The organism is Rhizobium sp. YTUHZ044, assembly GCF_051123975.1.
In the GTDB taxonomy this organism is placed as follows: Bacteria; Pseudomonadota; Alphaproteobacteria; order Rhizobiales; family Rhizobiaceae; genus Rhizobium.
In genome coordinates this window covers 3,003,280-3,018,060 of record NZ_CP101426.1, presented here as the reverse complement: position 1 = coordinate 3,018,060, position 14,781 = coordinate 3,003,280, and the positions used below count along the sequence as shown (strand labels likewise).

14 protein-coding genes and 1 tRNA gene are annotated in these 14,781 nt (G+C 61.2%); 7 read left to right on the top strand and 8 right to left on the bottom strand.

Going from position 1 to position 14,781, the window contains the following annotated elements:
* Positions 1–16: 16 nt before the first annotated feature.
* Together NL154_RS15050 and NL154_RS15045 are read left to right on the top strand one after the other, a co-directional pair.
* Positions 17–328 carry a hypothetical protein gene (locus tag NL154_RS15050; RefSeq protein ID WP_434732880.1) on the top strand — a complete coding sequence of 104 codons (312 nt, stop codon included), beginning with the start codon at positions 17–19 and terminating at the stop codon, positions 326–328.
* A gap of 2 nt (positions 329–330) precedes the next feature.
* Positions 331–666: a hypothetical protein gene (locus tag NL154_RS15045; protein ID WP_434732879.1), complete on the top strand. Its 336-nt coding sequence runs from the start codon at positions 331–333 to the stop codon at positions 664–666.
* 127 nt (positions 667–793) lie between these two features.
* Here the strand turns inward: NL154_RS15045 and NL154_RS15040 are convergent.
* From NL154_RS15040 to xylF, 4 genes are all read right to left on the bottom strand, one after another.
* Positions 794–870 (bottom strand) — tRNA-Arg (locus NL154_RS15040).
* A 202-nt stretch (positions 871–1,072) separates the two neighbouring features.
* Positions 1,073–1,855 (bottom strand): ATP-binding cassette domain-containing protein, encoded by a 783-nt coding sequence (locus NL154_RS15035; protein WP_085738045.1) that lies wholly within the window; start codon positions 1,853–1,855, stop codon positions 1,073–1,075.
* Positions 1,856–1,869: 14 nt separating this feature from the next.
* Entirely contained in the window at positions 1,870–3,183 is a 1,314-nt protein-coding gene (locus NL154_RS15030; RefSeq protein WP_210630304.1) for a sugar ABC transporter permease, read from the bottom strand.
* 262 nt (positions 3,184–3,445) lie between these two features.
* Entirely contained in the window at positions 3,446–4,486 is a 1,041-nt protein-coding gene (xylF, locus tag NL154_RS15025) for a D-xylose ABC transporter substrate-binding protein (protein WP_085860222.1), read from the bottom strand.
* Positions 4,487–4,759: 273 nt separating this feature from the next.
* Here xylF and NL154_RS15020 point away from each other — a divergent pair, with 273 nt between their 5' ends.
* Positions 4,760–5,983, top strand: a complete 1,224-nt coding sequence (locus tag NL154_RS15020) for an ROK family protein (protein WP_434732878.1) — start codon at positions 4,760–4,762, stop codon at positions 5,981–5,983.
* Between the two features lie 273 nt (positions 5,984–6,256).
* Here NL154_RS15020 and iolG read toward each other — a convergent pair whose 3' ends face one another.
* The gene (iolG, locus tag NL154_RS15015) at positions 6,257–7,249 is read right to left on the bottom strand and encodes an inositol 2-dehydrogenase (protein WP_434732877.1); all 993 of its coding nucleotides are present in this window, start codon (positions 7,247–7,249) and stop codon (positions 6,257–6,259) included.
* Between the two features lie 157 nt (positions 7,250–7,406).
* Between iolG and NL154_RS15010 the strand changes: the two genes are divergently transcribed.
* Complete coding sequence (locus NL154_RS15010) at positions 7,407–7,691, top strand: hypothetical protein (RefSeq protein ID WP_434732876.1); 285 nt, start codon at positions 7,407–7,409, stop codon at positions 7,689–7,691.
* A gap of 171 nt (positions 7,692–7,862) precedes the next feature.
* Here NL154_RS15010 and NL154_RS15005 read toward each other — a convergent pair whose 3' ends face one another.
* The 3 genes from NL154_RS15005 to NL154_RS14995 form a co-directional block, all read right to left on the bottom strand.
* Positions 7,863–8,714, bottom strand: coding sequence for a Hint domain-containing protein (locus NL154_RS15005; RefSeq protein ID WP_434732875.1), 852 nt, complete (start codon positions 8,712–8,714; stop codon positions 7,863–7,865).
* Positions 8,715–9,018: 304 nt separating this feature from the next.
* A complete protein-coding gene (locus tag NL154_RS15000; protein ID WP_210630314.1) occupies positions 9,019–9,480 on the bottom strand; it encodes a hypothetical protein in 462 nt (153 codons plus the stop codon).
* A gap of 93 nt (positions 9,481–9,573) precedes the next feature.
* A complete protein-coding gene (locus NL154_RS14995) occupies positions 9,574–10,581 on the bottom strand; it encodes a LysR family transcriptional regulator (RefSeq protein WP_221155579.1) in 1,008 nt (335 codons plus the stop codon).
* A 271-nt stretch (positions 10,582–10,852) separates the two neighbouring features.
* On the opposite strand from NL154_RS14995, the gene chvE reads away from it, so the two are divergent.
* The 3 genes from chvE (at position 10,853) to mmsB (ending at position 14,760) form a co-directional block, all read left to right on the top strand.
* The gene (chvE, locus tag NL154_RS14990; protein WP_004668889.1) at positions 10,853–11,917 is read left to right on the top strand and encodes a multiple monosaccharide ABC transporter substrate-binding protein; all 1,065 of its coding nucleotides are present in this window, start codon (positions 10,853–10,855) and stop codon (positions 11,915–11,917) included.
* 96 nt (positions 11,918–12,013) lie between these two features.
* A complete protein-coding gene (gene mmsA / locus NL154_RS14985) occupies positions 12,014–13,552 on the top strand; it encodes a multiple monosaccharide ABC transporter ATP-binding protein (RefSeq protein WP_221124315.1) in 1,539 nt (512 codons plus the stop codon).
* Entirely contained in the window at positions 13,549–14,760 is a 1,212-nt protein-coding gene (gene mmsB / locus NL154_RS14980; protein WP_434732874.1) for a multiple monosaccharide ABC transporter permease, read from the top strand. The genes mmsA and mmsB overlap by 4 nt, the downstream gene beginning before the upstream one ends.
* Positions 14,761–14,781 lie beyond the last annotated feature (21 nt).

Below are 14,781 nucleotides of genomic sequence, written 5' to 3'. Positions count from 1 at the left end.
GGCAGAGGAAATGATGATGCCGAACGAAACGATTCCGGCAGCCGCCGAAGGCTTGCCGAAACTAAGCAGACGAAAGCTACTTGGAGCCGTGGCCGCCGCTATCCCAGCCGCCGCGGCCCCAACCGCGGTTAAGACCTTTGACTGGAACGCATTCTTTGCGGAAGCTTCACCAGCCGAACTGGCCCGCTTTCACGCGAACGCCCTTACCGAGGCAATGGCCAAGATGCACCCCGAGTTGTCGTGGCGCCATGTTATTGACCATAAAGTCCGGTTCGTTCTTGTCGTTGGCGACGAACGGCCGGCGTACGTTGTTCGGCAGGAGGTCTAATTATGAAGGTCTCTCGCCTCATACAGATCCTTGACTCGATGAGCGCGGAGGAGAAGCTTTGCGTCATCGCACGGATCAACCACCGTGCTCAGCTTGAGGCGTGCGTCGAGGGGTTGCTTACACTCCTGGACGCAATGGACGGCGACGAGAACATGGAGCCTGACAACGACAACGAACCCAGCCTAGGCGCGCCTGAGCATATCCCACAAACTCACTGGTATACGCCCGTCAGCCCTGACCTGGCCGATCTGGAGGTCGAAGACGAGAACGACGAAGACGGCGGCGACACGGAACCGAATGGTGACGAAGTGGACAGCAACTTTTCCGAGGATGAATGAACATGTTGCCAGCGTCGTCCGCTAGCGTCCAGCGACTTCCTGTCGTAATTGGGGGAAGATACGTGGGAACCGAAATCTCTCACGGGGAAATTTTCTAAGCCAAAACAGTGACTTGAGTCAGAGAGAATGGCGCACCCGACAGGATTCGAACCTGTGACCTTTGGAATCGGAATCCAACACTCTATCCAGCTGAGCTACGGGTGCATGCCGAAGGCGGTTTGAATCGCCTGTCCGATGGGTGGTTCTTAGCCTAGCTTGCGGCCGGCTTCAATCGCGAAATTCTCGGAAATACCGATGCTTGCAATTTGGCGGGCGTTTTTATCCGTCAGCCTGCGGAATGCCACATAAAAACTCCGCCGGCCTTGTGGGCGGCGGAGCTTGGTTGTCTAGGGCAGGGCGCCGGCGGTCAGATCTGCATGGCGCCGGGGCCGGGGATGGCTTTCGGCGGCACCTTGCCGAGGATGATCATGCCGAGCACCTCGTCCTTGGTCACGTCCTCGGTGCGGGCGTGGCCCACCACCTGGCCGTTCTTCATCACCGAAACGCGGTCGGCGAGGTCGAAGACATCGTGGATGTCGTGGCTGATGAGGAAGATGCCGATGCCTTCCTTCTTCAGCTGCTTGATCAGCTCGCCCACCTGCGCCGTCTCCTGCGGGCCGAGGGCCGCCGTCGGCTCGTCCATGATCAGGATGCGGGCGTTGAAGAGGATGGCGCGGGCGATCGCCACCGATTGCCGCTGGCCGCCCGAAAGCGCCTTCACCGGCTCCTTGAAGCGCTTGAAGTTGGGGTTCAGGCGCCCCATCACCTCGCGCGCCGAGGCTTCCATCGCCACGTCGTCGAGCGTGCCCCAGCGGGTCTTCAGTTCACGGCCGAGATAGAGGTTGGCGGCGGCGTCGACATTGTCTGCCACAGCAAGCGTCTGGTAGATCGTCTCGATGCCGTATTTCTTGGCATCGCGCGGGTTGCGGATCTCGGCCGGCTCGCCATTGATCAGGATCTCGCCGCCATCGCGCTTGTAGGCGCCGGAGAGGATCTTGATCAGCGTCGATTTGCCGGCGCCGTTATGGCCGAGCAGGGCCACCACTTCGCCGGGGTAGAGATCGACCGAGGCGTTGTCCACAGCGTGGATGCCGCCGAAGGAGATCGAGATGTTTTTCAGTTCCACGAGGGGAGTGCGTTGATCAGCCATATCTGGAGCTCCTCTCACTTGGCACGGGCGCGGTAGACGGTGTCGAGCCAGACCGCCACGACAAGGACGGTGCCGACGACGACGCTCTGCAGCGGTGTGTCGACATGCGCCAGCACCATGCCGGATTGCAGAGACTGCATGACGAGCGCGCCGAGCATGGCGCCGGCGATGGTTCCGGTGCCGCCTGCCAGCGACGTCCCGCCGATAACGGCGGCGGCGATGGTGTAGAGCTCGTCGAGCGTGCCCTGCGAGTTGGTCGCGGCGTTGAGGCGGGCGGTGGAAATCGCCGCCGCAATGGCTGCGAGTACGCCCATCAGCGCGAAGATGCGCACCGTTACCCAGCGGGTCTTGATGCCGGCAAGTTCGGCCGCCTCGGGGTTGCCGCCAATCGCGAAGACATAGCGCCCGAAGCGCAGGCGGGTGGCGATGAAGGTCATGATGATGCCGACGACGATGGCGATCAGCACCGGCACGGCGATGCCGTAGGGAATATCGAGGCCGGTTTCCGGCCAGGGGATATTGTTGGTCTCGGCATATTTCTTGGCGATATTGATCGGCCAGTAATAGCTGTTGGCGATCGAGACGGCGCCGAGGATCAGCACGCAGCTCAAGGTCGCGAGAAAATATTCCGCCCAGATCGGCCGGCGCGGAAAGCCGAAGCGGCGGCGCTGATGGCGCGAGCCGATGATGCTGGCGATGACGAAGAGGCAGGCGGCGATGCCGACGACCCAGCTCCAGGTCGCGCCGATCGAGCCCTCGGCGCCGCCGCCCATGATGCGGAAGGTCTGGTCCATGGGGGCAACCGTCTGGCCGCTGGTGACGAGCCAGGTCGCGCCGCGCCAGACGAGCAGGCCGCCGAGGGTGACGATGAAGGAGGGAACGTTGAGGAAGGCGATGATCATGCCCTGGAAGGTGCCGATCAGGCCGCCGGCAATGATGCCGATGAGCAGCGTGACCACCCAGGTGAAGGGGCTGTCGAAGCCGATATATTCGGGCAGGATCTTCGCCTGCGTCACACCCATGATCATGCCGCAGAGGCCGAGCACGGAGCCGACCGAAAGGTCGATGTTGCGGGTGACGATGATCAGCACCATGCCCGTCGTCATGATCGCGATGTCGGTCGTCTGGACCGAGAGGTTCCAGAGATTGCGCGGGGTCAGGAACAGGCCGCCGGTGATGATGTGGAAACCGATCCAGATGATCACGAGCGCGCCGATCATGCCGAGCAGGCGCGTGTCGATCTCGGTGGCGCGGAAGAAGCGGCTTACCGGATTGGCTTCCGCCGTTCGCGGCCCGCTTGAGGTCGTTGATTTTACCATTTCGGCCATGGGTTTGCCGTTCCCCCATTCTTGTTTGGACGGCTGCGCCAGCATGCGAGAGGCTGCCAAAGGCGTCATTCGTCTGTCTTCAACTGACCATCGCGATGCTTCCGGAAGCCGGTCGCGTGGCGTCGCGACGCTCTTCCGCCAGGGAATTCAAGTCTGCGATGGTGCGGCGAGGCGGAGAAAACTTCGTCGTTGGAATTCCCGTCCGCATCCGGCGCCGCAACGGTATCCGCTGCGGCGCCGGTTATTCTAATTCAAAGCTGGCCTATTTGCAGGCAGCAACCGTGCCGGCTTTGACGCCCTGGCAGGCTTCAGCCTTGGAAATCCAGCCGGCGTCGATGACGACGTTCAGATTGTCCTTGGTGATGGCAAGCGGCTTCAGGAAGACAGACTGCATTTCCACGCCCTTCGGCCCGCCCTTGAAGGCCTGGGCGCCGTCGATCTTGCTCATATCCTTGCCGCCCGCGAGGTCGAGAGCGATTTCAGCGGCGCGCTTGCCGAGTTCGCGGCTGTCCTTCCAGACGGAAACCGTCTGCGTGCCGAGCGCGATGCGGTTCAGCGCCGCCTTGTCGCCGTCCTGGCCGGACACCGGAACGGAGCCGGCGAGGCCCTGGGCGTCGAGCGCTGCGATCGCGCCGCCGGCCGTGCCGTCGTTGGAGGCGACGACAGCGTCAACCTTGTTGTTGTTGGCGGTCAGGAACTGCTCCATGTTGCGCTGAGCATTCTCCGGCAGCCAACCGTCGGTATAGGCTTCGCCGACATTCTTGATCTTGCCGGCGTCGATCGCAGCCTTCAGCACTTCCTGCTGGCCCGAGAACAGGAAGTCGGCGTTCGGGTCGGAAGAAGAGCCCTTGATGAAGACGTAGTTGCCTTCCGGCTTGGCTTTGAAGACGCCCTCGGCCTGCAGGCGGCCGACTTCCTTGTTGTCGAAGGTGATGTAGAAGGCAGCCGGGTTTTCGATCAGCCGGTCGTAGCCGACGACCGGGATGCCTTCGGCCGCGGCCTTTTCGATCGCCGGGCCGATGGCGTCGGAATCCTGGGCAAGGATGATCAGCGCATTGGCGCCCTGCGAGATCAGCGATTCGACGTCGGTGAGCTGCTTGGCGGCCGAGGACTGCGCGTCAGCGGAAATATATTTGGCGCCCTTGGCTTCGAGAGCCTTCTTGATGGCGGCTTCGTCGGTCTTCCAGCGCTCTTCCTGGAAATTCGACCAGGAAACGCCGACGACGAGATCGGCAGCCATGGCGGCAGTATGCACGGAAACGAGAATGGCAGCGCCTGCCATCAGTTTCATAATAGACTTCATAAGTGTCCTCCCGAGTGAGTTGCGACCGGCCCAGCCCATGCTTCCTCCGGCCACCGCGAAAGCTGTCGAGATTTTTTTCTCGACAGTCGAGAAATTAACTGTCAGAGATTTTTTCAACTGTCAACTCTGCATCGCCGGCTTAATTCGCTTGCGCAAAAGCGACCGGAGATGCAGGGGAAGGTGAGGGCGGATGAAGAGCATGATGCCGAAAACCGTAAGCGGTTTTCAGGCGGCGTCATGGTCTCACGAAAGCAGGAGGAGAGGGCGGCATCCATGCTGACCAAGTCGAGCACGGAGCTGGTCCGGCAGAGAAACAGCGTGCTCGTGCTGTCCGTGCTGCGGCGCCACGGCGCGCTCGCCCATACCGAAATATCCGATTTCACCGGCCTTTCCTCGGCCACCATCTCGGCGATAACAGCCGATCTGGAACGCGCCCAGATCATCGAAAAGTCCGAGCAGCAGGCGGCAAGCGGCCGCGGCCGGCCGCGCGTGCTGTTGCGCCAGCGGCGCGATTGCGGCTATCTGATCGTCGTCATCATCTCCTCGGATGCCGTGCAATATTCGCTGGTGGATTATGCAGGCAAGCTGATCGACCGCTTCAGCGAGGAGCGTTCGCATGATCCGGCGGGTGCCGTCCGCTTCGTCGCCCGGGTGCAGGCCGGGCTTTCGCGCATTCTCGATCGCTCCCGGATCTCCCAGGACAAGGTGCTGCTGATCTCGATCAGTTCCAAGGGCCTCGTCCATTCCGCCGAGCCGGTTCTTCTGTGGTCGCCGATCTTCGGCAGTGACCAGATCGATTTCGAATCGGCGCTGCGACCGGACTGGCAGGCCAAGGTCATCCTCGACAACGAGACGCTGCTCGTCGCCGCCGCGCTCGGCGCCCGCGAGGAGATCGCCAAGGGCACCGATTTCCGTTCGCTCGCGGCACTGTCGCTCGGCCACAGCATCGGACTCGGAATCGTCCGGCGCGGCGGCCAGACCGGCCAGGAGATCTCCGCTCCCAATTTTGGCCACATGTTGCACATGGCGGGTGGCGGTCTCTGCCGCTGCGGCACCCGCGGCTGCATCGAAGCCTATGCCGGTTTCTACGCCATCCTGCGCAGCGCCTTCGAAGTGCCGCTCGATACGATCCCGGCCAAATTCGTGCCCGTCGCCGAACTCGACAAGATCGCCGCCCGCGCCCGCCAGGGCCACCGAACCTCGGCGTTCGCTTTCCGCCAGGCCGGGCTGGCGCTCGGCAACGGTCTGTCGCGCATGCTGAGCCTCACCGAACGCATGCCGATCGCCATCACCGGCCCCGGCACCCGCTACTATGACCTGCTGCGCCAGGGCATCGAAGAGGGCCTCGGGCAGTCGCATATCGTGCGCATGGAAGGCATGCCGGAGATCCGCGTCGTCGCCGACGAACCCATCCTCGTCTTCGAGGGCCACCTCAACCGGGCGCTCTCGGTGATCGACCAGGATATTGTGCTGTCGGGGGGGCAGGGGGCGGATTAGGGAGAGATCCTGGCGGCGCTTCGGCGTTGATGGCTGCCCCTCACCCTAACCTTCTCCCCGTAATAACGGGGCGAGGGGACTTGCCCTGCGAGAGGTAGCGAGGGACGGAGAGGCCGCGGCATATTCCCTTCGCCCCGTTATGGCAGCAGCCGGATGAGGGGCAGCCCCGTCACAAGTCGGCCAGCCCTGACACAAGGCCGAGCACAGCCAAACGCAAAACGGCCGGGCAGAGCCCGGCCATCTCATGCACGACTTCCGGTCGGGAGAGGACCGTCAGCCGATCTTGATCAGCTTGCCTTCCTTGACCGACTGGACGGCGGCGTCTGCGAGCGCCAGCGCTGCTAGGCCATCGGCGCCGGAGGGGGCAAACTTCGTGCCCTTCTCGATCGCCGCGATGAAGGCGGCGATCTCGTTGGCATAGGCTTCGGTGTAGCGGGTCATGAAGAAATCATGCAGCGGCGGGCGGGTGTAACCGTCGCCGTTTGCCACCTCGATCGAGACCGGGCGCTGGTTTTCGGCTGCCGCCATGCCCTTGGAACCGTGCACTTCGATGCGCTGGTCGTAGCCATAGGTGGCGCGGCGGGAGTTGGAGATGACGGCCTGCTTGCCCGAAGCGGTCTGCAGGATCACCGAGACGCTGTCATAATCGCCGGCTTCGCCGATCGCCTTGTCGACGAGCACGGCGGCGGTCGCCAGCACCGAGACCGGCTCTTCGCCGAGCAGGAAGCGGGCCATATCGAAATCGTGGATCGTCATGTCACGGAAGATGCCGCCCGAGCGCTTGATATAGTCGACCGGCGGGGCGCCGGGATCACGCGAGGTGATCGTCACCATCTCGACATCACCGATCTTGCCGTCGTCGATGACCTTGCGCACCGCCATGAAATGCGGGTCGAAGCGGCGGTTGAAGCCGACCATCAGCTTGGCGCCGGTCGCTTCCACCACCTTGATGCAGGCCTTGACGCGGGCGACGTCGAGATCAATGGGCTTTTCGCAGAAGATCGCCTTGCCGGCGCGGGCGAAGCGCTCGATCAGGTCGGCATGGGTGTCGGTCGGCGTGCAGATGACGACGGCGTCGATATCCTTTGCCGCCTCGATTGCCTCGATGGTGCGGACTTCGCAGCCATAGGCAGAAGCGATTGCTTCCGCCGCCTGCGGAACGGCGTCCGCGACCGCAACCAGCGTCGCATTGGCATCGCCGCTGACGGCCTTGGCGTGGACCTTGCCGATGCGGCCGGCGCCGAGAAGACCAAATCTTACAGTCATTTCAATCTCCCTTGAATTCGGAACAAATAAACCGAATTACCATAAATCTGGAATTTTCATTCCATCATCTGCGCGTCGCGTCAAGCCCGCGACTCTTTCACATTTGCAAGATTCCAACTAAAGGACAGTGCGACAAAATGCGACCGCGGGGACAGACATGCAACTGATCGATCCGAATCATCCGGCATACCAGCGCCTCTGGGTGCGTGTCGGCATCGTTGCCGTCTGCTTCGGCTGGGCCGCGGTCGAGATTATTGGCGGTGATCCCTTCTGGGCGGTGATCTCCGCGGCGGCCGGCGCCTATGCCTTCTATATGCTGTTCTGGACCTTCAAGCCGCAACAGCAGTCGGCAGAGCCGGCTGCGCAGCCTGGCGCCGCCGGAGAGGACGAGGCCGATGAGACATCCGCCAAAAAGCCCTCGAAAGATGGGCAGGCGGAATAGTAGCGGGCGATTCGCCGATCAAGAGATCGGCGAGCTCATCGGCTTCGTCGCAGCCGAAACGCGCCGCGCTCTTTCCGATGCGCGCCGCGCTTGACATCTTTGTTCTATATTATCGCAAAGCCGGCGCACGGCTTCGGGTGAAGCGAGCGCGGTCTATGCGCATTCCCTCTGTCAGAGTGACAATTCCCTGGCTTGCGCGTCGATCTTTTCGCAAGCATCCCCGAAGGGATCGCGTATCGGTACAAGTGGCGAGACGCCGAGCAGAAGAAGCGCTTTCAAATGCGACCAGCCGCCTCCCAACAAAGGCGCAAAAGATGTCATCACGATGTGTTCCTCGCCATAGAGACGCTGGTATTCTGCAAAATTGCAGAAGTTCTCGTGATTGCTGTTTTTCAGATGGAAGGACTCAGCCGCAGCACCTTCGGCAAGGATAGCTTCGTGCGTATCGAGCATGACGGCATAGTAGTCGATCGATCGGTCGGGGGCGGGAGCGACCGGTGCAATCGTCGTGCCGTTCACGAGCTCCTTCACCTGGATCAAAACGCCGTTCAGGTACAGCGCGTGGCCAGGCGACAGATAAAGATCCGAATGGGGTGTGTGCCCGTCCAGTGCGCGGCGGCAAACTCGGATCGGCACGACGTCTTTTTGCCAGCGTCCGCCGCTCGTCTTGAAGCTTTGGCGGCCGACCCACTTTACCGCACGGGTGCTGCCATCAGGAAGGGCAACGCGATCACCGATGCTGAGATCCTCGACGGGCTTCTCACCGCCATCGGTGAGGATCGCCGTTCCCCGCAGGAAGCAATTTGCGCCGCTGCCGCCATGGCCACCGCTCCCGCCGGAACCTCCGTGTCCACCGGAGCCGCCCCGTCCCCAACGCCGACCCATCGCTTTGGCCGGAGAGATGGAAATTGCCGTGGCCATGGCTGCCAGGCCGGCAAGGCGAGCACCGGCGGCTGCCGCTATACCTAGAAAATGTCTGCGCGCTGTGTTGCGCGGTTGCTTCGGATCTTCCGTAGATGACATGTGGGCGGTCTCCTGAAACATTTAAACCGCTCGATGCTACAACGTGTTGTATCGCATTCAATTTCGCCAGTTAGCGCTGTGCCTACTGAAAAGGGCGTAGACATGGCCTTTAGGATCCTGAAATACGCTATGTCAGATACCAAAAAGCAGGAGGTTTATCCGCTACCTCAGCGCGAAAGAATCGAACTGAGTACGATCATGACCGGTTGAATCGCAGGAAAACAGCACATATAGCGTGCTCGAATCGAGCCGGATGGCGGCTCTCTTCCATAGCGTCGGGAGTTTGCCGGCGTTCGAGATAGCGTCAGCTTTGCGGCAGGCGGCGCATCGCCTCGTCGATCAGCAGATTGGCGATCATCATGCGCCTGTTGGCATTGTCGCGGAAAGGCTCTGCGACGCCGTCAGGATGATTGGCCCTGGCAAAGGCGCGCCGCTTCTCGTTCAGCGTCTGTTGGGTATCGGCGGCAGCGATCGCCAGTTCGGCGGCGATCTCTTCCGGGGCGATGCGGGCGAGGTGGTCCGGCATGACCGGTTCCGGCGCCGGCGGGGGAGCCTCCTCGGCCGCAGGCTCGCTGCCCAGATTATCGAAATATGCTTCGCCGATCCGCTGCGATGCGACCGAAATGCCTTCCATGACATCGAATGCGAGGCCGGTGGCAAGCCCGGATACGCGGTGGGCAGCCGGCCCCTGCGTCTCTTCGACCGGTTCTTCCTCCGCCTTCAGCCGCTCGAGCACCGATTCAAATACTGATTGTCCGAACAGCATGCGCCTTCCTCTCGAAGACGTTAGATCCTGGCAAGATGGTGCAGGGCTTGCGGTCAAATCGGTGGAGCATGATGTCGCCCGGAAAGCTCACATCTAGCCGCCCTGCTTGCGGCTCTCCTCGAGGATGATGTCGTAGAGCAGCTTGGCGCTCGGCGGCAGCGCCCGTTCTCTCGCCGTGATCAGGCTGTATGGCTTGACGTTGATGTCGAAATCGATCGGCAGCATGCGCACGTCGGACGCCTTGGCGCCTTGGCTGGCGAGGAAATGGGCGACATCGACGGCGACGGGGGCGATCGCATCGGTTTCGCAGACGATGGCGCAGGTGAGCAATAGCGAAGAGGTGTTGACGATGTTCTCCGGCAGCGCCACGCCGCGCGACAGGAAAATGTCTTCGATCGTGCGGCGCAGCAGCGTGCCCGGCGGCTGGAACACCCAGTCGTAATCCCTGACGTCGGAAAGACTGCTTGTCTTCTTTTTTTTGAGGAGCGGATGGCGGTTGCGCACAATCAGGCAGGCGCGTTCGATGCCAATCTCTTTCACTTCGAACAGGCGTGGGTTGAGGTCGTCGGGAATGCGGCCGATGATGAAGTCGTGGCGGGCCGCAAGCAGCTCGCGCGCCAGCACATTGCTCGTCTCCACCTGGATGTTGATCTCGATGCCGGGATAGGCCTTGCGCACCCTGTTGATCGCCGGCACGACGAGGCTCATGGCCGGCGCCGTCACCGCGCCGATGAACACCGGGCCGCCCTTGCCGCTCTTCAATTCGCCGATCTCGCGGCTCGCCTCGCGCAGCTCCAGCAGGATCTTGCGGGCGCGTCTGGCAAGGGCCGCGCCGAAGGTTGTCAGCACCACGCCTCGGGCGACGCGTTCATAGAGCGATGTCTTGGTGATCGCCTCCATTTCCGACAGCATGCGCGATGCAGCGGGCTGCGAGATGTTGAGCACATCAGCGGCTGCGGAAATTTGTCCGCTATCTTCGATTGCGACGATGATGCGCAGGTGATTTAGCTTAAGTCCCGAACGGAGAAAGCTGTCGTCGCCAAAATTGTCGCTGTGGATATCGACGTGATCCATCGAAACGGGCTCTGAAACGATCGTCATGGTTGCAGCCTCCCCACTGCGCTCCATCAAAAGTAATACTTTTTAACGATATACCAAAATTGTTATGCACATTACCACTTATTCTATTTGACAGTTATAGGAATCCATACCAGTTTGCCGCCGTGTGCTGGTTGGCACTCAACACGTGTGAGATCGTGGAGGAGACCTACTTCGTTTCTCACCATCTGAAGTAACTATCCAATACGGAACCTGCCACAGTTTCGGGGCGGGCGATTTTTCGTCCGCTGCTCTATTAACAAGGGAGAGAGAAATGAAATCCATTATCTCATTGATGGCCGCGGCTGCCTTCGGCGTCGCTTCGTTCGTTGCACCGGCGATGGCCGCCGACAAGGGCACCGTCGGCATTGCCATGCCGACCAAGGCTTCGGCCCGCTGGATCGATGACGGCAACAACATCGTCAAGCAGCTGCAGGCTGCCGGTTACGGCACCGACCTGCAGTATGGCGACGACGACATTCCGAACCAGCTGTCGCAGATCGAAAACATGGTGACCAAGGGCGTCAAGGTCCTCGTCATCGCTTCGATCGACGGCACCACGCTGTCCGACGTTCTCCAGAAGGCACACGACGCCGGCATCAAGGTCATCGCTTATGACCGTCTGATCCGCGATTCGGGCAACGTCGACTACTACGCCACCTTCGACAACTTCCAGGTCGGCGTTCTTCAGGCCAACTCCATCGTTGACGGCCTCGGCCTCAAGGACGGCAAGGGCCCGTTCAACATCGAACTCTTCGGCGGCTCGCCGGACGACAACAACGCCTTCTTCTTCTATGATGGCGCAATGTCCGTCCTGCAGCCCTACATCGACTCGGGCAAGCTCGTCGTGAAGTCCGGCCAGACCGGCATGGACAAGGTCGGCACGCTGCGTTGGGATCCGGCAACGGCCCAGGCCCGCATGGACAACCTGCTCTCGGCAAACTACACCGACGCCAAGGTCGATGCCGTCCTGTCTCCCTATGACGGCCTCTCGATCGGCATCATCTCCTCGCTGAAGGGCGTTGGTTACGGTACGGCTGCTCAGCCGCTGCCGATCGTCACCGGCCAGGACGCTGAAATCCCGTCGGTCAAGTCGATCATTGCTGGCGAACAGCACTCAACGATCTTCAAGGACACCCGCGAACTCGCCAAGGTCACGGTTGCCATGGTCGATGCCGTCATGTCCGGCAAGGAGCCTGAGGTCAACGACACGAAGACCTACGACAACGGCGTCAAGGTCGTTCCGTCCTATCTGCTGAAGCCGGTTGCCGTCGACAAGACCAACTACAAGCAGATCCTCGTCGACAGCGGTTACTACACCGAAGACAAGCTGAAGTAAGTTAAGCTGGAGGCCGGAGCTCGCGCTTGCGGGTTCCGGCCTTCGATTTTATGATTACCCATCCATTGACGGGCTGGGGGCGCTGGAACTTTGACTATGGACAATACCATCCTCGAAATGCGGAGCATCACCAAGACGTTCCCGGGCGTCAAGGCGCTGGAGAACGTGAACCTCAAGGTTCGCAAGGGTGAAATTCACGCATTGGTAGGCGAAAACGGGGCCGGCAAATCGACCCTGATGAAAGTGCTATCGGGCGTCTATCCCACCGGAAGTTATGACGGCGACATCGTCTATGAAGGCGAGACGCGCAACTTCAAGGCGCTGAGGGACTCCGAAGAAATCGGCATCGTCATCATCCACCAGGAACTGGCGCTGGTGCCGTTGCTGTCGATCGGCGAAAACATTTTCCTCGGCAACGAGAATGCCAAGAGCGGCGTCATCAGCTGGGACGAGACCTTCAACCGCACGAAGCAGCTGCTCAAGAAAGTCGGCCTGTCCGAATCTCCGAACACGCTGGTGACCGACATCGGTGTCGGCAAGCAGCAGCTCGTCGAGATCGCCAAGGCGCTGTCGAAGAGCGTCAAGCTGCTCATCCTCGACGAGCCGACGGCGTCGCTCAACGAAAGCGACTCCGATGCGCTGCTCACCCTGCTGATGGAGTTCCGCAAGCAGGGCATCACCTCCATCATCATTTCCCACAAACTGAACGAGATCCGCAAGGTCGCCGACCAGATCACCGTCCTGCGCGACGGCATGACCGTCAAGACGCTCGACTGTCACGCCGACGAGATCAGCGAAGACATTATCATCCGCAACATGGTCGGCCGCGATCTCGAAGACCGCTATCCCCCGCGTTCGGTGCCGATCGGCGAAACCATTCTCGAAGTGAGGAATTGGAACGCCTATCACCAGCAGCACCGCGACCGCCAGGTCCTGCACAATATCAACGTTACCGTTCGCAAGGGCGAAGTTGTCGGTATCGCCGGGCTGATGGGGGCAGGGCGCACCGAATTCGCCATGAGCCTGTTCGGCAAGTCCTATGGCCACAAGGTCTCGGGCGAGGCGCTGATGCACGGCAAGCCGGTCGACGTCAGCACCGTGCGCAAGGCGATCGACGCCGGCCTCGCCTACGTCACCGAAGACCGCAAGCAGCTCGGCCTGGTGCTCAACGACACGATCCTGCACAACACGACGCTCGTCAATCTGAAGGCGGTGTCGAATGCCTCGGTGATCGACAGCGTCAAGGAATCGCGGGTTGCCACCGACTATCGGTCGAAGCTGCGTATCCGTTCCTCGAGCATCTTCCAGGAGACGGTCAATCTCTCCGGCGGCAACCAGCAGAAGGTGGTTCTGTCGAAGTGGCTGTTTTCCGGTCCCGATGTCCTGATCCTGGACGAGCCGACGCGCGGCATCGATGTCGGCGCGAAATACGAAATCTACACTATCATCAACCAGCTTGCCGCCGATGGGAAAGGCGTTCTGATGATCTCATCGGAAATGCCGGAACTGCTTGGCACTTGTGACCGCATCTACGTGATGAACGAAGGACGCATCGTCGCTGAACTGCCGAAGGGAGAAGCAAGCCAGGAAACCATCATGCGCGCTATCATGCGCTCAGGGGAGAAGAAACAATGACGCCGATCAATCAACCCATCGCTGAGCAGGGGCGTGTCGTCTCGATCGGAGACTATATCCGCGGCAACATCCGCGAATACGGCATGTTCATCGCACTCATCGCGATCATGGTGTTCTTCCAGTTCTCGACCGGTGGCGTTCTCTTCAGGCCGCTCAATCTGACCAACATCATTCTGCAGAACTCCTTCATCGTCATCATGGCGCTCGGCATGCTGCTGGTCATCGTCGCCGGCCATATCGACCTTTCCGTCGGGTCGGTCGTCGGCTTCATCGGCGCCATCGCCGGGGTGATGACGGTGCAGTGGCACGTCAATTATGTCCTGGCGGGTGTCGTCTGCCTGGCGCTCGGCGCGCTGGTCGGCGGCCTGCAGGGCTATTTCGTCGCCTATCACAAGATCCCGTCCTTCATCGTCACGCTCGCTGGCATGCTGGTTTTCCGTGGCCTGACGCTGTTCGTGATGACGGCATCGGGCACCGGCACCAGCATCGGTCCGTTCCCGCCGGAGTTCCAGCTGATCAGCATCGGCTTCCTGCCCAACCTCGTCGACATGGGCGGCATCAACTCGACCTCGATCATCCTGACCGTCGTCGGCGCCGTCACTCTCTTCTACCTGGCCTGGCGCAAGCGCCTGTCGAACGAGAAGCATGGCAATGACGTCGAACCGATGGGCTTCTTCCTGGCCCAGAACATCATAGTCTCGCTTGCCATCCTGGGGCTCGGCTACCAGCTGTCAATCTATCGCGGCTTCCCGAACGTGCTTGTCGTCATGCTCGTCCTCGTCGCTGCCTATGCCTTCATTACTCGCCGTACCACGATCGGCCGGCGCATCTACGCCATGGGCGGCAACGAGAAGGCGACCAAGCTTTCCGGTATCAATACCGAGCGGCTGACCTTCCTGACCTTCGCCAATATGGGCCTGCTTGCCGGTCTGGCCGGCCTGATCGTGGCGCTGCGCCTCAACTCGGCGACGGCCAAGGGCGGTTTCGGTCTCGAGCTCGACGTCATCGCCGCCTGCTTCATCGGCGGCGCGTCGGCCCAGGGCGGCGTCGGCAAGGTGACGGGTGCGGTGATCGGCGCGCTTATCATGGGCATCATGAACAATGGCATGTCGATCCACGGTCTCGGCACCGACTCGCAGCAGATGGTCAAGGGTGCGGTGCTTCTCGCCGCCGTGTTCTTCGACGTCTACAACAAGAACAAGGGCTGAGCGCCTAAGCGCAGCCCAGGC